Below are 22,936 nucleotides of genomic sequence, written 5' to 3' on the forward strand. Positions count from 1 at the left end.
CCGCCGCGCCCCGGTTTCGCTTCGCTCGGCATCCATGCCGGTCCTGCCCTCCTGAGCCACGGTTTCCGCCGCACCACCCTGGGTCTTGACGCCGATGCCACCATCTTCGCGGGCCGCCGGCTCGTCCTGGCCGCCCTGGGGCTTGTCCTCCGTCTCAGTCCGCCGGGCCTGCCGGCCGGTCTCGCCCAGCTCGGTCCCGTCGGCTGTGTGCGCTGTCATTGCGATCCCCCTGGGGTGCGGCTTGTCGCGTTGTGTCCTATTTCTACCCGCGAGTAGATAGCTGCATGCCGTGAGCGGACCTCGCCCAGGATGACGATCCGACCAGCGTGTGGCTCACGAGTGACCTGCTCTCTCATTGGCGACCTCACGTCACCGCGGTCACAGGCCGCGGAAGGTAGATCTTCTGCGAATCCCCGTGGACCGTAGATCCCTTTCCCGGGATCCACGGACCGTAGATCCTCCTGCGGATACCCCGAGAAGAGGGGGTCACGCTTCTCGTACCGGGGAAGCGCACGCCCACTCCCTCTCCACCCTCACACCTCGGGGACCCCACATCCACACTTCGGTTCCCGGACATCCGATCCTCACCGCCCCGACAGGGTCTTGGGGGACGGATCTCAGGCCCTCACCGGCCCGGCAGGTCCTGGGACGCATCTCAGACCCTCACCACGTCGACACCCGCCTCGATGAAGGCGCCGGTCGCGGCGTCGGAGAGGCCCACGTCGGTGATCAGCACGTCGATGCGGTCGACGGCACAGATCTTCGCGAAGGCCCGGCGGCCGATCTTGGACGCGTCCGCGACGGCCACGACGCGAGCGGCCCGCCCGATCAGCAGGTTGTTCACGCTCGCCTCACCCTCGTGGTGGGCGGACGCCCCCGTCTCGACGTCGATGCCGTCCACGCCCAGGAAGGCGATGTCCAGGGTGACCTGCTCCAGCACCCCGGTGGACAGCGGTCCGATCAGCTCGTAGGACTGCGGCCTGGCCACCCCGCCCGTGACGACCAGCTTGACGTTCTGCCGTACGGTCAGCTCCGCGGCGATGTTGAGTGCGTTGGTCACGACGGTGAGCCGGGTGGCGGGATCGGCGCGCAGGGCCAGCGTTCTGGCGACCTCGGAGGTCGTCGTGCCGCCGTTCATGCCGACGACGGCGCCCGGTGGGACCAGCCCGGCCGCCGCCTCGGCGATGCGCTGCTTCTCACCGGCGTGCCTGGCGGTCTTGTAGCGGAGCGGAAGGTCGTAGCTCACGCTCTGGGCGACGGCGCCACCACGCGTCCGCATGAGCATCTGCTGCCGGGAGAGCTCGTCGAAGTCACGCCGGATGGTCGCGGTCGAGACGTCGAGCGTCGCCGCGGCCTCCTCGACCGTCAGGCGTCCCTGCTGAGCCAGGAGCCCGAGCAGAGCGTTCCAGCGTTCATACCGGCTCATGGTCCCAAAGCGTGGCACACGACCTGACTTGGCACACCACATTGCCCCATCACCGCTATGCACATTCCTGCTCGATCCTGCTATAAAAAGTGCAGAACAGGACAGCAGGAGGGGGTGACCGTGACTTCGCACACCGAGACCGAGATCGCCTCTCAACCGGCCTGCTGGAGCCGCGCGGCCGAGCTTGCCGGGACCGCGACGCTGCCCCGGCCCGGTGAACGCGTGGCCGTCACCGGCTGCGGCACCTCCTGGTTCATCGCCCAGGCGTACGCCGCTCTTCGTGAGGCCGCGGGTCACGGGGAGACCGACGCCTTCGCCGCCTCGGAAGCCCCTCTCGGCCGGTCGTACGACAGGGTGCTCGCGCTGACCCGCTCCGGCACGACCACCGAGGTGCTGGACCTCCTGCGCCGGGTCGGCGGCACGGGGATCAGGACCACGGTCATCACCGCCGATCCGGACACCCCGGTCATGACGCTCGCGGACGAGGCCGTCGTGCTGGACTTCGCCGACGAGAAGTCCGTCGTCCAGACCCGATTCGCCACCTCCCAGCTCGCTCTGCTCCGCACCCACCTCGGCGAGGACCTCACCCGGGCGATCGCCGACGCGCGGGACGCGATCACGGAACCCGTTCCCGCGGAGCTCGTCCGCGCCGAGCAGTTCTCCTTCCTCGGCCGGGGCTGGACCTGCGGGCTGGCACAGGAGGCGGCGCTGAAGATGCGGGAGGCCTCCCGCGCGTGGACCGAGGCCTACCCCGCCATGGAGTACCGCCATGGCCCGATCAGCATCGCCGGACCCGGCCGCGTCACCTGGATGCTCGGTGTCGCCCCGGATGGCCTGGCCGACGCCGTGCGCAAAGCGGGAGGCACGTTCGTCACCCGCGACGCCGACCCCATGGCCGAGCTCGTACGGGTACAACGGGCCGCCGTGGAACGTGCGCACGCCCAGGGACTGGACCCCGACCAGCCGCTGCACCTGACCCGATCTGTGATCCTGTCCCCATGAGCATCACACTCGCCGACGCCCGTGTCGTCACCCCTGAGGGGGTGCACGAGGGCTGGATCACCATCGAGGACGGCCGCTTCACCCACATCGGCCAGGGTCAGGCCCCCCGTGACGGGCACAGCCTGGGCGGGCGGTACGTCGTCCCCGGGTTCGTCGACATCCACACCCATGGCGGAGCCGGAGGCTCGTTCCCCTCCGGCGACCAGGAGGAGGCGCGCCGGGTCGCGGCCTTCCACGCCGGGCACGGCACCACGACCATCATGGCGAGCCTCGTCACCGCGTCGCTCGCCGACATCGCCCGGGCCACGGCCCTCCTTGCCGACCTGTGCGACGACGGGCTACTGGCGGGCATCCACTTCGAGGGGCCGTACATCGCCCGGGCCCGCTGCGGCGCGCACGACCCCGCCCTTCTGCGCGACCCTTCGGCCGGGGAGCTGTCCGAGCTGCTCAAGGCCGGGCGGGGGCACGTACGGATGCTCACCATCGCCCCTGAGCTGCCCGGCGGTCTCGACACCATCCGGACGGCCGTGTCCGAGGGTGTGATCGCGGCCCTGGGGCACAGCGACGCCACCTACGAGCAGGCCATCGCCGGCATCGAGGCGGGTTGCACGGTCGCCACCCACCTCTTCAACGCCCTGCCCCCGCTGCACCATCGCGAGCCGGGGCCGATGGCCGCGCTGCTGGAGGACGAGCGGGTGACGGTCGAGCTGATCAACGATGGGGTGCACGTCCATCCGGCGATGCTGAGGCTGGCGGCCTCGGTCGCCGGCCGCAGCCGCACGGCGCTCATCACCGACGCGATGGCGGCCACCGGCATGGGCGATGGAACCTACCGGCTCGGGTCGATGGAGGTGGAGGTGTCGGGCGGCGTCGCCCGGCTCGTGGAGGGCGGCTCCATCGCGGGCAGCACGTTGACCATGGACATCGCCTTCCGCCGCGCCGTACTGGAAGTCGGGCTGCCGGTGGCCGAGGCCGCCGAGATGGCCTCGCTCACCCCCGCCCGCGTCCTGGGCGTGGACGACCGCGTCGGGTCGATCTCGGTCGGCAAGGACGCCGACCTGGTCGTACTGGACGACGACCTCACCCTCCACGCCGTCATGAGACAGGGCACCTGGCTCGAAAGCCCGCCTGCCGGACGGTGATCCGCGACTCGCAGGTCTTGTAGATGAAGAGGTCCGACGAGGAACCCATGGGAAGGTCCGGCGAGGAACCCATGGGAAGGTTCGCGGAGAATTGGCCCCGACTCACCCACCCACCCCCGGCCGCCCGCCGCTAACGGCGCCGGCTTCACCGCCCCGCCCCCCGCCGCATCGGCGCCGCACCGCACGCTCCCGGCACCGGGAGGAAATCCCCACCTCCAGCCCGCCGACCCGAGCCTCAGCAGGCATCAACCGTGAAACGGTTCGGCGAGGAACCCATGAAATGGTCCGGCGAGAATTGGCCCCGACTCACCCACCCACCCCCGGTCACCCGCCGCTGACGGCGCCGGCTTCACCGCCCCGCCCCCCGCCGCATCGGCGCCGGTCGAGAAGTCCCAGCGGTAACGGGGGTTGCGGACCGCAAGCCATCGTGACGAGACATGATCGCGAGCTAAGAACCTGAAGGCGGCGACCGAACTGGGGGTCATGGGGCCGGATTTAGGTGAGGTCTTGTTGGTGAAGGGTCGAGTGAACCGCGCGGCTCACCTCGCGGCGGATGCGAGCGTCGATCACTTTCGGTGCCCCGGTGGTGTGTTTTGGCGCCGACGCGGCGGGAGGAGACGGCGCCGACCACCTCTGGCGCCCCGGTGGTGTGTTGCGGCGCCGACGCGGCGGGAGGAGACGCGGTGAACCCGGCGCCGAGTACGGCGGGCAACCCGGGGTGGGCGGGTGGCCGGCGCCCATACTCGCCGACCAGTCCGACCATTCCAACCGTTCATGCAGCCGACTGCCCTGTCCGAGGATCCTACTCGGCCCGGAATCCCGGCCTCCGTCAGAGGACCGGTGGTGTCAGTGGACGTGGGGGGCTACGACCACCTCGACGCGTTGGAATTCCTTCAGGTCGGAGTAGCCGGCCGTGGCCATCGTGCGGCGTAGCGCGCCCATGAGGTTCATGGAGCCGTCGGCGACGCTGGAGGGGCCGTGCAGGATCTGCTCCATGGTGCCGATGGTGCCGACCTCGACGCGGGCTCCACGGGGCAGGTCGCCGTGGTGGGCCTCGGAGCCCCAGTGGTGGCCACGCCCGGGAGCCTCGGCGGCGCGGGCCAGTGGCGAGCCGACCATGACGGCGTCGGAACCACAGGCGATGGCCTTGGCGATGTCGCCGGAGCTGGTCATCCCGCCGTCCGCGATCACGTGGACGTACCGGCCGCCGGACTCGTCGAGGTAGTCGCGGCGGGCCGCGGCGACGTCGCCGATGGCGGTGGCCATCGGCACCGCCACGCCCAGCACGGTGCGCGTGGTGTGGCCGGAGCCGCCGCCGAATCCGACGAGCACGCCGGCGGCGCCGGTGCGCATCAGGTGGAGGGCCGCGGTGTAGGTCGCGCAGCCGCCGACGATGACCGGCACGTCGAGCTCGTAGATGAACTGCTTGAGGTTGAGCGGCTCCGCCCGGCCGGAGACGTGCTCGGCGGAGACGGTGGTACCCCGGATGACGAAGATGTCGGCCCCGGCGTCGATCACGGCCTTGTAGTGCTGGGCGGTGCGCTGCGGCGACAGGCGCGCGGCGGTCGTCACGCCCGCCGACCTGATCTCCTCGATGCGGCGCCCGATGAGCTCGTCGCTGATGGGGGTGGAGTAGATCTCCTGGAGCCGCTTGGTCGCGGCCTCTCCCCGAAGCTCGGCGACCTCCGACAGCAACGAGGCGGGATCGTCGTAACGGGTCCAGAGCCCTTCGAGATCGAGCACGGCGAGGCCGCCGAGACGCCCGATGTCGATGGCTGTCTGGGGCGAGACGACGCTGTCCATGGGGCTCACCACGACCGGCAGCTCGAACCGGTACGCGTCGATCTGCCAGGCGATCGAGACCTCTTCGGGGTCGCGGGTGCGCCGCGACGGCACGATGCCGATCTCGTCCAGCGCGTAACCCCGGCGCCCGCTCTTGCCACGCCCGATCTCTACCTGAGTCATGCTCTTGTCTTTCCCGTCACTCGGAGAAGCCGCTTCGCTCGTAGGTCTCTACCCGCGTGCGCCGCCATCTCGCCTAGAAGATCTCTATCCGCGCGCCGTCATGTCGCAATGATCCGGCGCACCCTTCACGCCGCACCGATCTGCGTGCCCGCCACGCGCTCGTCATGGATCCCCGTATCGGTTCGCTCATGATCACACTCGGCGGTCTGGCGGCTGTCAGCGGCCGTGGTAGTTGGGGGCCTCGACCGTCATCTGGATGTCGTGGGGGTGGCTCTCCTTGAGGCCGGCGGAGGTGATCGGCATCAGCATGCCGTTCTCGTGGAGCTCGTCGATGGTGCGGGAGCCGGTGTACCACATGCCCTGGCGCAGGCCGCCGACGAGCTGGTGGGCCACGGCGGAAACCGGGCCGCGGTAGGGCACCTGGCCCTCGATGCCCTCGGGGATGTACTTGTCCTCGCTGGTGACGCCCTCCTGGGAGTAGCGGTCCTTGCTGAAGGAACCGCCGCGCTCCCGGTTGCGCACCGCGCCGAGCGAGCCCATGCCGCGGTAGGACTTGAACTGCTTGCCGTTGATGAAGATCAGCTCACCGGGTGACTCCTCGCAGCCCGCGAGCAGGGATCCGAGCATCACGGTGTTGGCGCCGGCCGTCAGCGCCTTGACGATGTCGCCGGAGTACTGAAGGCCGCCGTCGCCGATCACCGGGACCCCCGCGGGAGCACAGGCCAGCGACGCCTCGTGGATGGCCGTGACCTGCGGGGCTCCGACTCCGGCCACGACCCGGGTGGTGCAGATGGAGCCGGGGCCGACCCCGACCTTGACGGCGTCGGCACCGGCGTCGATGAGCGCTTGGGCACCGGCCCGTGTGGCGACGTTGCCCGCGATGACGTCGACCCGGCCGTTCGCCTTGATCTTGGCGACCATGTCGCAGACGCCCCGCGAGTGCCCATGAGCGGTGTCGACGATGATCACGTCGACGCCCGCCTCGATCAGGGCCATCGCGCGCTGCTCGGCGTCGCCGGCGACGCCCACCGCCGCCCCGACGACCAGCCGGCCATCGGGATCCTTGGTGGCAAGAGGATATTGCTCGCTCTTGGTGAAGTCTTTGACCGTGATGAGGCCGCGCAGCCGGCCCTGGGCGTCGACCAGGGGCAGCTTCTCGACCTTGTTGCGGCGCAGCAGCCGGAAAGCGTCGTCGCGTGACACCCCGACGGGGGCGGTCACCAGGGGCATCGGGGTCATGACGTCACGCACCAAGATGCGCTGATCGGTCTCGAACCGCATGTCGCGGTTGGTCACGATGCCGACGAGCACGCCGCCACGGTCGACCACCGGAACACCGGAGATGCGGTATCTCGCGCAGAGCAGCTCGACATCGGCCAGTGTGTTCTCGGGCGAACAGGTGACCGGATTGGTGACCATGCCGGCCTCGGAGCGCTTCACCAGGTCGGCCTGCTGGGCCTGGTCGTCGATGGACAGGTTGCGGTGCAGGATGCCGATGCCGCCCTGGCGGGCCATCGCCACCGCCATGCGCGCCTCGGTGACGGTGTCCATCGCGGCGGAGACCAGCGGAATGCTCAGGTTGATCGAGCGTGACAGGCGGGTAGTGGTGTCGGCGTCCCCCGGCTGCAAGTCCGAATACGCAGGAACGAGGAGCACGTCGTCGAACGTGAGCCCGGGTTCGGTGAACTTGGCCATCTGCGACCCTCCTGCCGTGGCGCTCTCAGGGTGGGGAAAGGCGCCGGCCCCCTCGGTCAGTTTAGTGGCCCCCAGGTCACCGGCTTGGCAGCTCCTGTGGACAACCGGCCGGTCCGGCGCCCGCGCTTCCTTGAGCGACCCGCCGCCCACAAGATCGGTGACCGGCCGCTCAGGTCTGGCGATCCGGGGCCGAGGTCCGGTGAGGCGACGCTGAAGCCAGTGAGGCGACGCTCGTCGGCGTGAAACGTTCACCGGACGACCCGGCGGTTCGGCGGCCCGTCGCCGACCCGCCAGGGAGATCTTCGCGGACGACCCCGGTGCGTGTGGTGTCGCTGGTCACCGGCCTGGCCGGTCATGCGGGTGTCCATACGGCCTTCTACGAGGCAGTGCTTCCCCACCACTTGCCCTCATCAGGGTAGGTGAGGGTCATAAGGTGGAATGCGTGCTGGAAGACGTCCCCCGTGACCCCTTCGCGGAAGACCCGAATGATCCTGCCTCGGCGCTGGGTGAGCTCGACGACTGCGAGCCTCTGACCTTGGCGGAGCGCGATGAGGCGCTCACCGACCTCGCCGATGTGGAGGTCTTTCGCTCGTTGCTGGAGCCGCAGGGTGTGCTCGGGCTGGTACTCGACTGTCCTGAATGTGGCGAACAGCACTACTTCGATTGGGACTTACTACGCGGAAACCTCCGGCAGATGATCGACCACGGGCGGCCGCAGGTCCACGAGCCCGCCTTCGAGCCCGACCCTGCCGACTACGTCAGCTGGGAGTACGCCAGAGGTTATGTCGACGGGGTGATCGACACCGAGGAGAGCCACTGATCGACGTCGTCGGTCAGTGCGCGCAGCAGGGTCACCACGGCGTCCTGCTCGCCGACCGGCTCCCGCCGGGAGAGCCTGTCGATGATCGCGTCCGTCCTGAGCACTTCCGAATCCGACTCGGATCCGCGTGTTCGAACCGATCGCGCTGAGTGGACAGCGGTCAAGCTATCGACTCCATGTCGGCCATCGCCCTGAGCCTTGCGAGCGCCCGATGCTGGGCGACGCGAACCGCACCTGGTGACATACCGAGTACGTTACCGGTCTCCTCGGCCGACAGCCCCGACACCACCCGCAAAATGATCAGCTCGCGCTGGTTCTCCGGGAGACGCGAGAGCAGCGCCCGGGCGTGCTCGGCCTCGATGTAGCGCACCACGGTCTCCTCCGGCCCGGGTCCCTGGTCGGGACCGTCCGGCAGGTCCTGGGTGGGCACGGCCGAGCGCACAGAACTGCGCAGCGCGTCGGCGACCTTGTGCGAGGCGATGCCGAAGACGAACGAGGCGAACGGCCGGCCCATGTCGCGGTAGCGCGGCAGCGCGGCAAGGACCGCGATGCACACTTCCTGTGCCACGTCGTCGGCTATGTGGTAGTGACCGGACACCCGGCCCAGTCGAGCACGGCAATAGCGCACCACCATCGGGCGCAACTGGCCCAGCAGTGATTCGATCGCGGTGCGATCCCCCTGTACGGCAAGGCTCGTCAGTTCCCTGAGGTCGGACTCATCCGATCTCGTCGCAAGCCTTACCCCAGTCTTGGCGTCGGCGACGCGTCCCTCGGTCACGTTAGGCATGATGCCCGCCACGATCGCGCATGTCGTCATTGTGAATGGATACGGATTGGTCACATTGACGCGACGATAACCTTGGGTAATCGAGTGAACACAAGACTGTTTGCATATTTCACTCGCGAACCGAATTCGCTGGATATTTGTTAGATGTCGCGCCTGCTCGGAGGCACATCCGCGCGGTCTTGCGGACGCTTGGCGGCGCGGTCGGGTTTACCGCCGGATCAAATCGATGAGGGTGAAATCGATTCAACAAAAAAGTACGGCCCGCGCCCCCTCAGGACGCGAGCCGTACTTCGGCCGAATGATCGGGCTCAGTGGCCGTGACCGTGGCCGTGACCCTGACCGGCGGCCGGAGCCTCTTCCTCGGGCTTGTCGACCACGAGGACCTCGGTCGTGAGCAGCATGCCCGCGATGGACGCGGCGTTCTGCACGGCCGAGCGGGTGACCTTGACCGGGTCGATGACGCCCTCGGCGATCAGGTCGCCGTACTGTCCGGTCGCGGCGTTGTAGCCGTGGCCGGCAGAGAGCTCGCCGATCTTGGAGGTGACGACGTAACCCTCCTGGCCGGCGTTCTCGGCGATCCACCGGGCCGGCTCGACGAGCGACCGGCGGACGATGGCGACACCGGTCGCCTCGTCACCGGTGAGGCCGAGGTCGTCCAGGTCCTTGGACAGGTGCACGAGCGCGGAGCCACCGCCCGAGACGATGCCCTCCTCGATCGCGGCGCGGGTCGCGGAGATGGCGTCCTCGAGGCGGTGCTTCTTCTCCTTGAGCTCCACCTCGGTGGCCGCGCCGACGCGCAGGATGCAGATGCCCCCGGAGAGCTTCGCGAGGCGCTCCTGGAGCTTCTCGCGGTCCCAGTCGGAGTCGGTCTGCTCGATGGCGTGCTGGATCTCGCGGATACGGTCCTGGATCGCCTGCGGGTCGCCCGCTCCGTCGACGATGGTGGTGTTGTCCTTGGTGACCACGATGCGGCGGGCGGTGCCCAGCACTTCGGGGCCGGCGTTCTCGAGCTTGAGCCCGAGCTCCTCGGAGATGAGCTGGCCACCGGTCAGGATCGCGATGTCCTGCAGCATGGCCTTGCGGCGGTCACCGAAGCCGGGCGCCTTGACGGCGACCGAGGTGAACGTGCCACGGATCTTGTTCGTGACCAGGACGGCCAGGGCTTCGCCCTCGATGTCCTCGGCGACCACGAACAGCGGCTTCTTGGTCTGCGCCACCTTCTCCAGCAGCGGCAGGAACTCCGCGATGGAGGTGATCTTGCCCTGGTTCAGCAGGACGTAGGCGTCCTCGAGCACCGCTTCCATGCGCTCGGGGTCGGTCACCATGTACGGCGACAGGTAACCCTTGTCGAACTGGAGTCCTTCCGTGAACTCCAGCTCGAGGCCCATGGTGTTGGACTCCTCGACGGTGATGACACCGTCCTTGCCCACCTTGTCGAACGCCTCGGCGATCAGCTCACCGATCTTGGCGTCCTGAGCGGAGATCGTCGCGACATTGGCGATCTCCTTCTTGTCCTCGACGGGACGGGCGAGCTCGAGCAGGCGGTCGCTGACCGCCCGGGCGGCCAGGTCGATGCCGCGCTTCAGCGACAGGGGGGACGCTCCGGCCGCGACGTTGCGCAGGCCTTCACGGACCATCGCCTGAGCGAGCACGGTGGCGGTGGTGGTACCGTCGCCGGCGATGTCGTTGGTCTTGGTCGCCACTTCCTTGGCGAGCTGGGCACCGAGGTTCTCGTACGGCTTGTCCAGCTCGACTTCGCGGGCGATGGTGACGCCGTCGTTGGTGATCGTCGGCGCCCCGAACTTCTTGTCGATGACGACGTTCCGGCCACGCGGCCCGAGGGTCACCTTCACGGCGTCCGCGAGGGCGTTCACGCCACGCTCGAGAGCACGGCGCGCGTCCTCCTCGAACTCCAGGATCTTCGGCATTTAAGGTCCTCTCAGCATCAGAGCCCCGGGCCTTCAGAGAAGCACCCGGGGCTTGATACGCATTTTGTGTAAGGCTCCGTACTGATGGTCGCTTGCGCGCCCCGGGCTTTACTTCTCGATGATCGCGAGAACGTCACGGGCGGAGAGAACGAGGTACTCCTCGCCGCCGTACTTGACCTCGGTACCGCCGTACTTGCTGTAGAGGACGATGTCCCCTTCCTTGACGTCGAGCGGAATCCGCTTGTCGCCGTCCTCATCCCAGTTGCCCGGGCCCACCGCGAGGACCTTGCCCTCTTGCGGCTTCTCCTTGGCCGTGTCTGGGATGACCAGACCGGAAGCGGTCGTCTGCTCTGCCTCAAGCGGCTGGACCACAATGCGGTCGCCGAGCGGCTTAACGGGAACCTTGGTGGCGGTCGTCACGATCGGACCTCCCCTTCAGATTGTGTTGATGAGCTGAAGAGGCGACCAGCGGCCTGCCGTCGCGGGTGTCAGACCTGCCTCGTCGCATTTTGACTTGGCACTCTCACTAGGCGAGTGCCAACACTGAACAGTATGCAAGGCCGCCGACACAGTCAACACGGACAGGCCGTCCCAGGTCAGTACGGTGCACATACCCACGCTCGACCGCCGTGCAACTCACCCGAAATGTCCGGCCGAGGGCATGGTAGACCACATTTGGGACTCCCTCCCGAGGGGGTGGCGGCACCCGGTAGCGTCGGGAGGCGTGGACCCCGACGCCTTCCGCGAGTTGCTCACCCCACGAGGGCAGCGGGCCCTCGGCGACGCCGTGGAGGCGGTCACGGAGGGCGCCGACCCGGTCGTGGCGGCGAGCCGGCTCAGGAAGACCTACGACGCGTCGCTGACCGCCGCCGCCCTCACACAGGCACGGCTACGGGCTCGCGGCGCCGTCAAGTTCGGCGCCGACGCGGCCCGCATGTACTTCACCTCCGACGGCCTGGAGCAGGCCACCCGCGCCGAGGTGGGCGCCCACCGCGCCCGCAGGTTCCGTCCGGGGACGCGGGTGGCCGACGCCTGCTGCGGCATCGGCGGCGACCTCATCGCGCTCGCCCGCGCCGGGTGCGAGGTCGACGCCGTCGACCTCGATCCGCTCACCGTGGAGGTCGCGCACGCCAACGCCGTGGCGCTGGGCCTCGGCGACCGCGTCACCGTCCGCGTGGCCGACGCGGCCGACGTCGACCCGGCGGCGTACGACGTGCTGTTCGCCGACCCCGCCAGGCGGTCCACCGGCAAGCGCGTCTTCGACCCGATGGCCTACTCCCCGCCGTGGCCCGCCGTTCTCGATCTGGTGGCCCGGGCGCCGGCCGCATGCCTGAAGGTCGCGCCCGGCATCCCGTACGAGCTCATTCCGCCGGGCGCGGAGGCCGAATGGGTGTCCTACCGCGGCGAGGTCAAGGAAGCAGTGCTGTGGACCGGCGCCCTGGCCGCGACCCCGCCGGGCGGCCCGGAGTCCGTTACGGACATCGACCGCAGGGCCACGATGCTGCCCTCCGGGGAGACGCTGACCCCCGACCCGTCTCTCGGAACGGCCGGGCACGGGCCGGTGGCGAGATACCTGTACGAGCCTGACGGCGCGGCGATCCGGTCCCACCTGGTCGCCGAGGTGGCCGCGCTGGTGGACGGCCACCTGCTCGACCCGCACATCGCCTACATCACCGGAGACGCCTCCGCCGTCACGCCGTGGGCCTCGCGGTACGAAGTCCTGGAAATGCTGCCTTTCTCGTTGAAACGTCTGCGTACGGCGCTCCGCGAACGCGGGATCGGCACGGTCACGCTGAAGAAACGCGGCTCGGCCGTCGACCTGGAGCGCCTGCGGAAAGATTTGCGGCTTTCTGGGGATAAATCGTGCGTTGTGGCCCTTACCCGGATAGGCGAGCGCCCTTTCGCGCTTATTTGCGAACCCGCCTGACCTGGGAAGACGGCAAACCGGTCAATCCAGCGATAATCACGATCTTTTAAAGTCGGCCCCGAAAGTCTGCTGCCGAGCGACTACAGTTGGCCAGCGCGGGATTTTGCCTGATCCACGGTTTACCCGCCTTATTCGTCACGCCAGACAACCGGACCAATCCCACCGCAGTGCGGCCGACCGCCCGCGAGTGAAGGAGCTTTCGGTGGATCATTCCAACCACACCCTCCTCCAGGCGGGAAGCCAGACCGCCATTTCCGACCGGATGCGCGAGCTCTTGGCCAGGGCCGCCCAGGACCATGTGTACGAGCAGCGCACCCAGGGGGCCGTGCTCGACGAGATCCGGCAGCGGCTCGAAGGCATGGAGTGGCTGCTGCGGGAGGTCCGGGAGCGCGAGCTGGGCGGCCTGAGCGGCGCCCTCGACGGGGTCAGCGGCCGGCTCGACGAGCTGGCCATCCGGCCTCCGGCGTGGGCCGAGGGCCTGGCCCAGCACGTCGAGGTCGTACGCGACCGCGTCGACGGGGTGGGCAGCCGGGTGGCCGGCCTCGGCGACCGCATCGAGCTGGTCGGCGACCGCGTCAAGCCCGTCGCCGAGCTGCCCGGCCTGTGGACCGACCTCGGCACGGTGCGGGAGGGGGTCGCCGAGTCCCTGAAGCGCATCCAGGCGGTCCTCGACGGGGGCCAGGCCCTCCCGGGGCGCCTGGAGGAGCTGAACAGGCGGCTCGGCCAGCTCAACTCCAGCATGGAGGCGGCCGGCGGCCGGTTCACCCGGGTGGACAAGGCGCTGCTCGACCTCACGCAGCGCACCGAGCGGCTCGAGGGCGGCGTCCTCGACCTGAGCGAGGGCCTGGAGGAGACGCTCGCCTCGGCGATCGACCGGCTCACCGGTTCCGTCGAGCAGCTGGCCGGCAAGGTCGACGGGATCACGGCCCAGCTCGCGGACGCGGAGACCCGGCTGGGCGACCGTCTCGACGGCGTCGACGGCCGGCTCGCGGGCTTCGAAGGACGCCTCGACGGCGTCGACACCCACCTCACCGGCCTCGGCCCGAGGTTCGACGGCGTCGACAGGCGGCTCTCAGATGCCGGTGAGCGGTTCGACGGCCTGGAGGGGCGGTTCGAGTGCCTGACCGGGCGGTTCGACACCGTCGACAGCCATCTGGGGGCCGTCGAGGGGCGGCTGGACACCGTCGACATCCGGCTCAAGAGCGTCGACGGGCGCATCGAGACCACCGGCTCCTGCGTCGACGGCCGCCTGGCCGGGCTCGACCAGCGGCTCACCGACCTCGACGGGCGGCTTTCCGCCCAGGACCAGCGCTTCGGTGCGATCGACGGAAGCTTCGAAGGGGTCAACGAGCGCCTCGAGATGGTCGACGACCGCGTGGAGGCCGTCAACCAGCGCGTGGGCCAGCTACCAGGCCTGCTGGAGGTCGGCGAGGTCCACAAGCGCGTCGGCGAGCTGATCTGCGCCCAGGGCGACGACCAGGGCAAGCGGTTCGACTCCATCGACCGGCGGCTGGCGGAGGCCGCCGACGCCATGCCGCCCCTGGCCGAGCTGATGGACCTCGTACGGGCCCGTCCCGACCGCGATCAGCTTTCCGAGACCGTCGACGGGATCATCCAGCCCACCCACACCGACCTCACCCGCAGGCTGGGCGCGTTGGAGGAGACCATGCTGGCCCTGGCCGAGGCCCTCCTGCGCCCCACCCGCACCCCCAAGGACTGACCCGGGCGGCCCCCCGGTCACACGAACAGGCCCGGCCCGGCGATCCGACCGCGCGGACCGGCCATCGCGGTCACATCGCGACGGAGGTGATCGGGAAGGAGGAGTCGGCGGGGATTTCGAGCGACGACGGGCTCACTCCCGAGGCCACGAGCTCCGACCCGAGGGCAGCGATCATCGCGCCGTTGTCGGTGCACAACCCTGGCCGGGGCACACGCAGCCGCACGCCCGCGGCATCACACCGTTCCTGAGCCAGCGCACGCAGCCGGGAGTTGGCGGCCACACCGCCCCCGATGAGCAGATCCTTCACGTCGTACCGGCGGCACGCCTGCAGCGCCTTGCGCGTGAGCACGTCGACGACGGCCTCCTGGAACGACGCGGCCACGTCGGCGACGGGCACGGCCTCGCCCGCACGCTCCTTGGCCTCCACCCAGCGCGCCACGGCGGTCTTCAGCCCGGAGAAGGAGAAGTCGAGAGTGCCGTCGTCGTACTTCCCGCGCGGGAAGGCGACGGCCGTGCCAGAGCCTTCGACGGCCGCGCGGTCGATGTGCGGGCCGCCGGGGAACGGCAGGCCGAGCACCCGGGCGACCTTGTCGAACGCCTCACCCGCCGCGTCGTCGACCGTGGAGCCCAGCGAGATCACGTTGGTGGCCACGTCGGGGACGAGCAGCAGCGACGAGTGACCGCCCGAGACCAGCATCGCGATCGACGGCTTGGGCAGCGGCCCGTGCTCCAACTGGTCCACCGCCACATGCGCGGCCAGGTGGTTGACCCCGTACAGCGGGACGCCGATGCCCAGCGCGTACGCCTTGGCCGCGGCGACGCCCACCAGCAGCGCGCCCGCGAGGCCGGGACCGGCGGTCACGGCCACCGCGTCGATGTCGGAGAACCGCAGCCCGGCCTGCTCCAGAGCGCGCTCCACGGTGGGGGTCATGGCCTCCAGATGGGCACGCGAGGCCACCTCGGGCACGACACCGCCGAACCGCGCGTGCTCCTCGACGCTGGAGGCCACGGTGTTGGCCAGCAAGGTGTGCCCCCGGACGATGCCGACCCCGGTCTCGTCGCAGGAGGTCTCGATGCCCAGGACCAGTGGTTCGTCAGCCATTGCCGCTCTCCACGCTCAGCTTCCTCATCATCATGATCGCGTCGGTTCCGTCGTCGTAGTAGTCGCGCCGCAGGCCGATGCGCTCGAACCCGAAGGCCTCGTACATCGCCTGCGCGGGCGGGTTGTCGGCGCGGACCTCCAGGAACACCGCGGTCGCGCCGCGGCGCGTGGCCTCGGTGAGCAGTTCCCGCAGCATCGCGCTGCCGATGCCGGCACGCTGCATCGTGGCGCTCACGGCGATCGTCTGCACATCCGCCTGGTCGCCCGCCGCCGCCAGCCCGGCGTACCCGACGACCTCCTCATCGGCCACGGCGACGATGTAGTACCGGGTGCGGGGCTGGTCGGCCAGCTCGCCGCGCAGCATGCCCTCGCTCCACGCGTCGAAAGGGAAGGTCGAGCGCTCGATCTTCATGACGGCCGGCAGATCGGCCTCGGTCATCTTTCGCAGCGTCGCGGCCGTCATGTGGTCACCTTCTTCGGCGGACCTGGCACCTTGGCGTCCGGCCGGCGAAGGTAGATCGGGCTGGGCGAAGTGAGCACCCCGTCCACCGTGCCGGTGCCCGCGGCGAGGCGCTCGGCGGCGAGCGCGGCCAGCGCTCCGGCGAGGGGGTAGTCGGGAGCGTCCACCACCAGCCGCCCCTCCCCCAGGGCTTCGGCGTACATGCGAGCGCCGGCCCCGAACAGCGGCAGCTCGCCCGGAACGTGCTCGGGCCGGTCGACCGAGGGCTCGGACAGCCGCGTGCGCATGTCGGCGTAGCGCGCCCAGAACACCTCCTTGCGCCGCGCGTCGGTGGCGACGATGAAGGGCTCGGCCAGGCCGCCGGCGTAGGCGAGCGCGTCCAGAGTGCACACGCCGTACGCCGGGGCGCCCATCGTGGAGGAGAGCGCCTGGGCGGTCATCAGCCCGACACGCAGACCGGTGTACGGCCCGGGACCAGAACCGGCGACGATCGCGGTCACGTCGTGGAGGCGGACGCCCGCCTCTCGCAGGACCCGCTCCACGGAGGGAATGAGCAGCTCGCCATGGCGGCGGGCGTCGATCGTCGTCGACTCGGCGAGCACGCGGTCACCGTCGTGGAGAGCCACGGTGACGGCCGGGGTTGCGGTATCGAAGGCCAAGACCAGCACGAATGTCAAGCGTAGCCGTGTTTTCTCGCGCTCGCTCCGCCGGCGCGGCGGCAGGCCGACTCCGGCCGCGGACGGGGTCAGATCTCCCCACGCGGACCGGGTCAGGTCTCCCCAGCGGACGGGGTCAGGTCTCCCCAGCGGACGGGGTCAGGTCTCCGGCCGCGGGCGGGGTCAGGTTGCCAGGCGTGGACGGGGTCAGGTCTCCAGGCGCGAGGCGTAGACGATGATGTTGTCGAGGTACTCGTGGGTCTTCCGGTCGAAGGCTCCGCCACAGGTCACCAGGCGCAGGCCGTCCTCCACGTACACGCGCTGGGCCGGGAAGCGCTCCTTGGAGACCTGCTCGATGGCGTCGACCTTGTACTCCGCGACCCTGCCGTCACTGCGGACGACCTTGACGACCGCGCCCTTCTTGACCTGGTGCAGGCGGTAGAACACCGCGGGCGCCGTCTTGGTGTCCACATGGCCGATGATCACCGAGGCTCCGGAGTCCCCGGGCACCACGCTCTGGTCGAACCACCCCGCCATCGCCGGCTTCTCGAACGGCGGCAGCTCGATCTCCCCGTCGTCGGCGAGCCCGAGCTTCATCAGCGGGGCCTTCAGGTTCAGCGACGGAATGTCGAGCCGCTTGGGCGTCGCGGCGGCAGGCTGCGTCTCGGCCTGCCGGTCACGGCCGCTGAGCGCGAACATGATCGTGCCGGTGACGAACCCGGCCACCACGATCTTCAACCACTTTGATTCAGCCATCGGGGGGAGGCAGGATCGACGGTCAGCGGGCCTTCGACCTGCGGCGCGCCACCGCGACGCCGCCGCCGAGAGCCGCGAGGAGCGCCACGACCGTCACGCCCGCAGGGATGCCCGCCGGCTCGTCGGCGGGCTGCGCACCGGCCGCCGTGCCGCCGCCGCCTGCCCGCGGGGCCCGGGTCGGCACGATGCGGGTCACGGTGGGAGTGGGGCTGGGCCTGGCGGTCAGGGTCAGCGTGGTCCTGCCCGTGTCGTTGGTGCCCTCGCACTTGACCTCGACCGTGTAGCGCCCGGGCTTGGCGTCCTCGTCGATGAGGGCGAAGCCGTGGACCTCGGGCGAGGGGTCCGCCGTCACCGGGGACGAGGACGCGGCCGGGGTGGCGGGCGGTGGCTGGGTCAGTGTGACGACACCGGTGAAGGAGTCGGAGCGAGCGGTCGCGCGGTAGTCGGTGCCCCCCTGAGGGAGGGGGCAGAAGGCCCGGACCCTGATCGACCTCGTGGCCCCGCTCTGCACGCTGACGGGGATGACCTGGACACGGATGTTCTGACGGCTCACCGATGGCGTGGGTGTGGCCGTGGGCGCCGAGCCACCGGACTGGGCCTCGGCCGTACATGCGACACCACCTAAGAGAAGGAATGCTCCAGCAACCGCGACCTGCCCGACCCTGTGCACCGTCGCACTCCACTTCGCCGTACGATTTCGACCCCGCCCGATACGACCACGCCTAGGTGTTACTCCACCTGCATACCCAGAAAAAACAGGCCAATCCATTGGAACGATCTTCATTAAGATGATCCATAGCAATATAGGCCTGCGTCAAGGTTGGCTAGATTACCGGTCTAGATCAGCGGAACTCGGCTGATCTAGCAAAGCGGGCACGTCAGCCCATCTAGGGCCGACGCCGCGAAGCCGTACGAGGCGCTCGTCCCCCGCGTCGCCGCGCTCGATGGAGATCTCCAGCCGGTCGTCGGCCAGGTTCTCCACCAGCCCCTCGCCCCACTCGACGACGGTCACCGAGTCGTCCACGGAGGCGTCGAGGTCGAGGTCGTCGACCTCCAGCGACCCGCCCAGGCGGTAGGCGTCCGCGTGGACCAGCGCGGGACCGCCCGTCAGCGACGGATGGACCCGGGCGATCACGAACGTCGGCGAGGTGATCGGGCCGCGGACCTTCAGCCCTTCGGCCAGGCCCTGCACCAGGGTCGTCTTGCCGGCGCCCAGCGGGCCGGACAGCACCACGAGGTCACCGGGTCCCAGCAGGCGGGCCAGCTCCTCGCCCAGCGACCGCATGTCCTCGGTTGTGGCGGCACGCCTCATCGAACCGCCCTCCCCCCACGCCTCATCGGACCTGCCTCCCCGCGTGTGTCATCGGACCTGCTCCCCCGCGTGTGTCATCGAATCCCCTTCCCCGCCCGCCTCATGACGCCTCCCCCTCCGCACGCCTGCGCAGCCTCCGTACGCGCTGCGGTGGCGCGCCGCCGGTGTCCCGGAGCCGCTCGATGCCTTCGACGACCCCGTCCGGCTCGGCGTCCTTGACCCTCTTGAGCAGCTCGGCGATCGCGTCGTTCACGATGGCGGGCTTCTCGAGCAGCACCAGGTGGGAGGTGCCGGGAACCTCGGTGAGGCGCGCGGACGGCAGCCCCGCGTTGATCGACTTGCTGTGGTCGGGCGGGGTCAGCCAGTCCTTGTCACCGACGATGATCTCGGTCGGCACCTTGTCGAGCACGTCGAGGGCCGCCAGCTTGTCGTGGGACATCAGCGCCGGATAGAAGTCGGCGATCACGTCGGTGGGCGTGGAACGGATCATCGACTCCGCGAAGTCGACCACGGTGGGGCTGATGGTCGAGGGATCGCCGAATCCGAGGTAGCGCAGCGCCAGGAACGACACGTCGTTGCCCGCCTGCCTGCCCCGGTCGACGAGCGCCGAACGGCGCCCGAGCACCGACACCGCCGGCGCCGCCGCCCAGTGGACCACCTTGGAGATCAGGGCCGGCAGCCCCAGGGTCAGCTCGGCCAGCTTCCCCGCCGAGGTGGAGATCAGGGCGACGCCACGGACCTTCTCCCCGAACAGCTCGGGATGCCGGTCGGCCAGCGCCATGACCGTCATGCCGCCCATGGAGTGGCCGATCAGCACGCACGGGCCCGGCACCAGCGCCTTGAGAAGCTCCGCCAGGTCGGCGCCCAGACGGTCGATCGTGCAGTCCTCGGCGGGGGTGCGGGCCGAGCGCCCGTGGCACCGCTGGTCCCAGAACACCAGGCGGTAGGTGTCACGCAGATCACGCCGCTGGTAGTGCCACGAGTCGAGGTTCAACGTGTACCCGTGGCAGAACACGATCGTCAGCGGGGCGTCCTCCGGCCCGTCGACCTCGGCGTACAACTCGACGCCGTCAGAGGTCTTCACCGTTGCCGGGCGGCCCCGTAGCTCGCCGAAGGGCTCGCTCGCCTCGAGGTCGGGCCGCAAGCGGATGCGCCCGACGGCGTACCTCTTGGCCAGGGCCGCCGCCGCCAGACTCGCCGAAGCGGTGCCGAAGACCGCCCCTGCGATCCCGACCCTGCGCCGTGTGGACATCCCAACCTCCTGTTATCGGTAAACGCGCGGCACGCGTGAACCAATCCTGGTCACGATCTCATGAGTGATCGTGCCGACGGAATCCGCCCACTCCTGCGCGGTCGGCTCACCTTCTGCCCCAGGCCCGAAGAGGATCACCTCGTCCCCCTCCTTCACCTGGTCGTCTCCGACGTCGATCATGAACTGGTCCATGCACACCCGCCCCGACACCGTGCGCCTCCGCCCCGCGACCTGGACCTCCGCACGGTTGGTGGCGCCCCGGAGCACCCCGTCGGCGTACCCAAGAGGGACCAGCGCCAACGTGGTGTCGGTCTCAGTGGTGTAGAGGTGCCCGTAGGACACACCCGTGCCCGAGGTCACGCGCTTCACCATCGCGACGCGGGCGCTGAGCGTCATGGCCGGCCGCAGGCCGAAGTCGCCCATCTCGGGGATGGGGCTGAGCCCGTACACCGCGATGCCGCAGCGGACCATGTCGTAGTGGGACTCGGGGAGCGTCACCGTGGCGGCCGAGTTGGCGATGTGGCGCAGCACGTGGGACCCGGTCACCCCGGCCTTCCTCGCGACGGTGAGGGCCTCGTCGAACACGGCGAGCTGCCGTGCGATCGACGGATGGCCGGGAATGTCCGCGCACGCGAAGTGGGACCACAGCCCCACGATCTCGATCGCGCCCTCGGACTGCACGGCGAGCGCCCTGTCGACCAGCGAGGGCCAGTCGGAAGCGGTCGCCCCGCCGCGCGAGATGCCTGTGTCGATCTTCAGGTGCACGCGGACCGGACGCTCGGCCCGGCGGGCGGAGGCGGCGATGTCGTCGAGGAGCCAGGGCGCCCCCGCCGACAGCTCGATGCCCGCCGCCACGGCGTCGTCGATGGGCTCGCCGGGAGTGATGATCCAGGACAGGATGGGCGCCGTCACACCGGCGGCGCGCAGGTCGAGCGCCTCCTGGAGGTAGGCGGTGCCGAGACGGGACGCGCCCGCTTCGAGGACGGCGCGCGCGCAGGGCACCAGGCCGTGGCCGTAGGCGTCGGCCTTGACGGCGACCATCATCTCGGCGGCGGGGGCGTGCCGGCGGAGGACCGCCACGTTGTGCGTGATCGCCGAGAGATCCACCCGGGCCTCGGCAGGCGTAACGAGGGAACCGTGAATGGGGAAGCTCACCCTTCCAGTCTCGCAGTCACGCGCCGGTGACAGGGCGGCTTGACGGCCATGTCGGAGGGGAAGGCCATGACATGGGTCACACCACCACCTCGGTCGACGGGCCGCGCCGCCCGGACGTCCGGGTCGGGACGCCGCGCCGGATCGCGTCGGTCAGAGGAACGCATGGGTCGCACGGTCGCGTCGGCGGGGCGATGGCGCGCCGCGCGGTCGGAGGGCCCAGGGATGACATCAGCGGCTCGCCGTGAGCGTCCGGATCGCGCTGGGGAGCTCCAGAGCCACGTCCAGGGCCGCGATGGGGGCCTGACCACCCTCCGGACCCCCGGCCGCCATCCGGGCCGCGAGACCGTGCACGAAGGCCGCGCACGAGGCCGCTTCATAACAGCTCAAACCCCCCGCGAGGAAGGCTCCCGCGATGCCGGCGAGCACGTCGCCCGTGCCGCCGGTGGCCAGCCAGGGGGTGCCCGTGAGGTTGACCCGGACCGGCCTGCCCTCCTCCGCGACCAGGGTAGTCGACCCCTTGAGCAGGACGGTCACCCCCAGCTCCGCCGCCGCGAGCCGCGCGTGGTGGAGCCTGCGCTCCTCGATCTCCTCGACGGGCACGCCGAGCAGCCGGCCGAGCTCACCGGCGTGCGGAGTGATCAACGTGGGCGCCGAGCGCCGCAGCAGCGAGCGGTCGCGCGTGGCCAGGGTCAGCCCGTCGGCGTCGACCAGCACCGGCACGTCGCTGTCGAGAACGGACCTCGCCAGCGCGTGCGCGTCGTCGTCGGTGCCCATGCCGGGGCCGAGGACCCACGCCTGGACACGGCCGACCTCACGCACCCCCTCCTCGGGAGTGATGATCTTCGTCACCGCCTCCGGCCACTTGGCCCGCACCTGCTGGACGGCCTCGGCCGCGCTCGCGAAGCGCACCAGCCCCGCCCCCGCCCGTACGGCCCCGCCCACCGCGAGCACGGCGGCTCCGGTGAAGCGGTCGCTGCCGGCGACGACGCCGACCACGCCTCTGCGGTACTTGTTCGACTCCGGCTCGGCGCGGGGCATCCGCTCGGCCACATCGGGGCCGGTGAGCGTGACCACGCCGGGAGCGGGCAGGAAGGGGCCGAGCCCGATGTCCACCTGCCGCAGGGTGCCGGCGTGGCTCGCCCCCGGGTCGATCAGCAGCCCGGCCTTGACGGCTCCGAACGTCACCGTCAGGTGGGCGCGTACCGCCTCGCCCTCGACCTCACCGGTGCTCGCGTCCACGCCGCTCGGCACGTCGACGGCCACGACGATGCCCGGGGAGCCCGCGCTCATCCTGGCCAGCGTGGCGTACGGCTCGCGCAGCGCCCCGGTGCCACCGATCCCGACCAGACCGTCCACGATGACATCGGCCCCGCCGATCAGGTTCACGAGCATCGGATCGGTCTCCAGCGCCTTGGCCGGACCGCTTGCGGACGTGCCGGCCTTCGCGCCCTCGGTGCGCGCGGGATCCGATATCCCGCGCAGGTCGTACGTCCGGCCGCCCACACGGCGGAGCTCGGCGAGGCCGCCTTCGTGCGTTCTGGCCCCGGCGAGGATCGCGTGCACCCGGGCGCCCCGGCGGGCGAGCGCCGCCCCCGCGTACAGCGCGTCGCCACCGTTGTCCCCGCTGCCGATCAGCAGGACGACGCGGGAGCCGTACACGCGGGGAAGGGCCTTCACACAGGCCACGGCCAGTCCCGTGGCGGCGCGCCGCATGAGCGTGCCCCCGGGCAGACGCGCCATCAGCACCTGTTCGGCGGCCCTGATCTCATCGGATGTGTACGCGGTCAGCATCTCACCGAATGTAGCTCTCCCCGATCACCGGCGAGAAGGC

General features: G+C 70.1%; 21 protein-coding genes. 5 read left to right on the plus strand and 16 right to left on the minus strand.

Going from position 1 to position 22,936, the window contains the following annotated elements; genetic code table 11:
* Nucleotides 1–655: 655 nt before the first annotated feature.
* Nucleotides 656–1,426: a DeoR/GlpR family DNA-binding transcription regulator gene (locus ABD810_RS36950; RefSeq protein WP_344952101.1), complete on the minus strand. Its 771-nt coding sequence runs from the start codon at nucleotides 1,424–1,426 to the stop codon at nucleotides 656–658.
* A gap of 120 nt (nucleotides 1,427–1,546) precedes the next feature.
* Here ABD810_RS36950 and ABD810_RS36955 point away from each other — a divergent pair, with 120 nt between their 5' ends.
* Complete coding sequence (locus tag ABD810_RS36955; RefSeq protein WP_344952104.1) at nucleotides 1,547–2,428, plus strand: SIS domain-containing protein; 882 nt, start codon at nucleotides 1,547–1,549, stop codon at nucleotides 2,426–2,428.
* On the plus strand, nucleotides 2,425–3,570 hold the full coding sequence (nagA, locus tag ABD810_RS36960; protein WP_344952107.1) for an N-acetylglucosamine-6-phosphate deacetylase: 1,146 nt from the start codon (nucleotides 2,425–2,427) through the stop codon (nucleotides 3,568–3,570). The genes ABD810_RS36955 and nagA overlap by 4 nt, the downstream gene beginning before the upstream one ends.
* Nucleotides 3,571–4,416: 846 nt before the next feature.
* On the opposite strand, the gene ABD810_RS36965 is transcribed toward nagA, so the two are convergent.
* Both ABD810_RS36965 and guaB read right to left on the minus strand, forming a co-directional pair.
* The gene (locus tag ABD810_RS36965) at nucleotides 4,417–5,535 is read right to left on the minus strand and encodes a GuaB3 family IMP dehydrogenase-related protein (RefSeq protein WP_344952110.1); all 1,119 of its coding nucleotides are present in this window, start codon (nucleotides 5,533–5,535) and stop codon (nucleotides 4,417–4,419) included.
* Between the two features lie 216 nt (nucleotides 5,536–5,751).
* Nucleotides 5,752–7,230 carry an IMP dehydrogenase gene (gene guaB / locus ABD810_RS36970; RefSeq protein ID WP_344952113.1) on the minus strand — a complete coding sequence of 493 codons (1,479 nt, stop codon included), beginning with the start codon at nucleotides 7,228–7,230 and terminating at the stop codon, nucleotides 5,752–5,754.
* 442 nt (nucleotides 7,231–7,672) lie between these two features.
* Here guaB and ABD810_RS36975 point away from each other — a divergent pair, with 442 nt between their 5' ends.
* On the plus strand, nucleotides 7,673–8,050 hold the full coding sequence (locus ABD810_RS36975) for a DUF5319 domain-containing protein (RefSeq protein ID WP_344952116.1): 378 nt from the start codon (nucleotides 7,673–7,675) through the stop codon (nucleotides 8,048–8,050).
* On the opposite strand, the gene ABD810_RS36980 is transcribed toward ABD810_RS36975, so the two are convergent.
* The 4 genes from ABD810_RS36980 to groES form a co-directional block, all read right to left on the minus strand.
* Complete coding sequence (locus tag ABD810_RS36980; protein ID WP_344952119.1) at nucleotides 8,011–8,154, minus strand: hypothetical protein; 144 nt, start codon at nucleotides 8,152–8,154, stop codon at nucleotides 8,011–8,013. The genes ABD810_RS36975 and ABD810_RS36980 overlap by 40 nt on opposite strands.
* A gap of 56 nt (nucleotides 8,155–8,210) precedes the next feature.
* Nucleotides 8,211–8,837, minus strand: a complete 627-nt coding sequence (locus ABD810_RS36985) for a sigma-70 family RNA polymerase sigma factor (protein WP_344952596.1) — start codon at nucleotides 8,835–8,837, stop codon at nucleotides 8,211–8,213.
* Between the two features lie 308 nt (nucleotides 8,838–9,145).
* Nucleotides 9,146–10,765 carry a chaperonin GroEL gene (groL, locus tag ABD810_RS36990; protein ID WP_344952122.1) on the minus strand — a complete coding sequence of 540 codons (1,620 nt, stop codon included), beginning with the start codon at nucleotides 10,763–10,765 and terminating at the stop codon, nucleotides 9,146–9,148.
* A 108-nt stretch (nucleotides 10,766–10,873) separates the two neighbouring features.
* Nucleotides 10,874–11,185 (minus strand): co-chaperone GroES, encoded by a 312-nt coding sequence (groES, locus tag ABD810_RS36995; protein ID WP_012887898.1) that lies wholly within the window; start codon nucleotides 11,183–11,185, stop codon nucleotides 10,874–10,876.
* Nucleotides 11,186–11,489: 304 nt separating this feature from the next.
* On the opposite strand from groES, the gene ABD810_RS37000 reads away from it, so the two are divergent.
* Entirely contained in the window at nucleotides 11,490–12,692 is a 1,203-nt protein-coding gene (locus ABD810_RS37000; RefSeq protein WP_344952125.1) for a class I SAM-dependent methyltransferase, read from the plus strand.
* 202 nt (nucleotides 12,693–12,894) lie between these two features.
* The gene (locus ABD810_RS37005) at nucleotides 12,895–14,412 is read left to right on the plus strand and encodes a coiled-coil domain-containing protein (protein WP_344952128.1); all 1,518 of its coding nucleotides are present in this window, start codon (nucleotides 12,895–12,897) and stop codon (nucleotides 14,410–14,412) included.
* Between the two features lie 70 nt (nucleotides 14,413–14,482).
* Here ABD810_RS37005 and tsaD read toward each other — a convergent pair whose 3' ends face one another.
* The 9 genes from tsaD to ABD810_RS37050 form a co-directional block, all read right to left on the minus strand.
* Nucleotides 14,483–15,514, minus strand: a complete 1,032-nt coding sequence (gene tsaD / locus ABD810_RS37010) for a tRNA (adenosine(37)-N6)-threonylcarbamoyltransferase complex transferase subunit TsaD (protein WP_344952131.1) — start codon at nucleotides 15,512–15,514, stop codon at nucleotides 14,483–14,485.
* Nucleotides 15,507–15,977 (minus strand): ribosomal protein S18-alanine N-acetyltransferase, encoded by a 471-nt coding sequence (gene rimI, locus ABD810_RS37015; RefSeq protein WP_344952134.1) that lies wholly within the window; start codon nucleotides 15,975–15,977, stop codon nucleotides 15,507–15,509. Before rimI ends, tsaD begins: the two co-directional genes overlap by 8 nt.
* Nucleotides 15,974–16,642: a tRNA (adenosine(37)-N6)-threonylcarbamoyltransferase complex dimerization subunit type 1 TsaB gene (tsaB, locus tag ABD810_RS37020; protein WP_344952600.1), complete on the minus strand. Its 669-nt coding sequence runs from the start codon at nucleotides 16,640–16,642 to the stop codon at nucleotides 15,974–15,976. Before tsaB ends, rimI begins: the two co-directional genes overlap by 4 nt.
* A gap of 195 nt (nucleotides 16,643–16,837) precedes the next feature.
* Nucleotides 16,838–17,386, minus strand: coding sequence for a class F sortase (locus tag ABD810_RS37025; RefSeq protein WP_344952137.1), 549 nt, complete (start codon nucleotides 17,384–17,386; stop codon nucleotides 16,838–16,840).
* Between the two features lie 22 nt (nucleotides 17,387–17,408).
* Nucleotides 17,409–17,939: a hypothetical protein gene (locus ABD810_RS37030; RefSeq protein ID WP_344952139.1), complete on the minus strand. Its 531-nt coding sequence runs from the start codon at nucleotides 17,937–17,939 to the stop codon at nucleotides 17,409–17,411.
* A 276-nt stretch (nucleotides 17,940–18,215) separates the two neighbouring features.
* Entirely contained in the window at nucleotides 18,216–18,698 is a 483-nt protein-coding gene (gene tsaE, locus ABD810_RS37035; RefSeq protein ID WP_344952142.1) for a tRNA (adenosine(37)-N6)-threonylcarbamoyltransferase complex ATPase subunit type 1 TsaE, read from the minus strand.
* A gap of 100 nt (nucleotides 18,699–18,798) precedes the next feature.
* Complete coding sequence (locus tag ABD810_RS37040) at nucleotides 18,799–19,950, minus strand: alpha/beta hydrolase (RefSeq protein WP_344952145.1); 1,152 nt, start codon at nucleotides 19,948–19,950, stop codon at nucleotides 18,799–18,801.
* A 12-nt stretch (nucleotides 19,951–19,962) separates the two neighbouring features.
* Entirely contained in the window at nucleotides 19,963–21,057 is a 1,095-nt protein-coding gene (gene alr / locus ABD810_RS37045) for an alanine racemase (RefSeq protein ID WP_344952148.1), read from the minus strand.
* A 276-nt stretch (nucleotides 21,058–21,333) separates the two neighbouring features.
* Nucleotides 21,334–22,896: an NAD(P)H-hydrate dehydratase gene (locus ABD810_RS37050; RefSeq protein ID WP_344952151.1), complete on the minus strand. Its 1,563-nt coding sequence runs from the start codon at nucleotides 22,894–22,896 to the stop codon at nucleotides 21,334–21,336.
* Nucleotides 22,897–22,936 lie beyond the last annotated feature (40 nt).

The organism is Sphaerisporangium flaviroseum (genome assembly GCF_039537005.1).
Classification (GTDB): Bacteria; Actinomycetota; Actinomycetes; order Streptosporangiales; family Streptosporangiaceae; genus Sphaerisporangium; species Sphaerisporangium flaviroseum.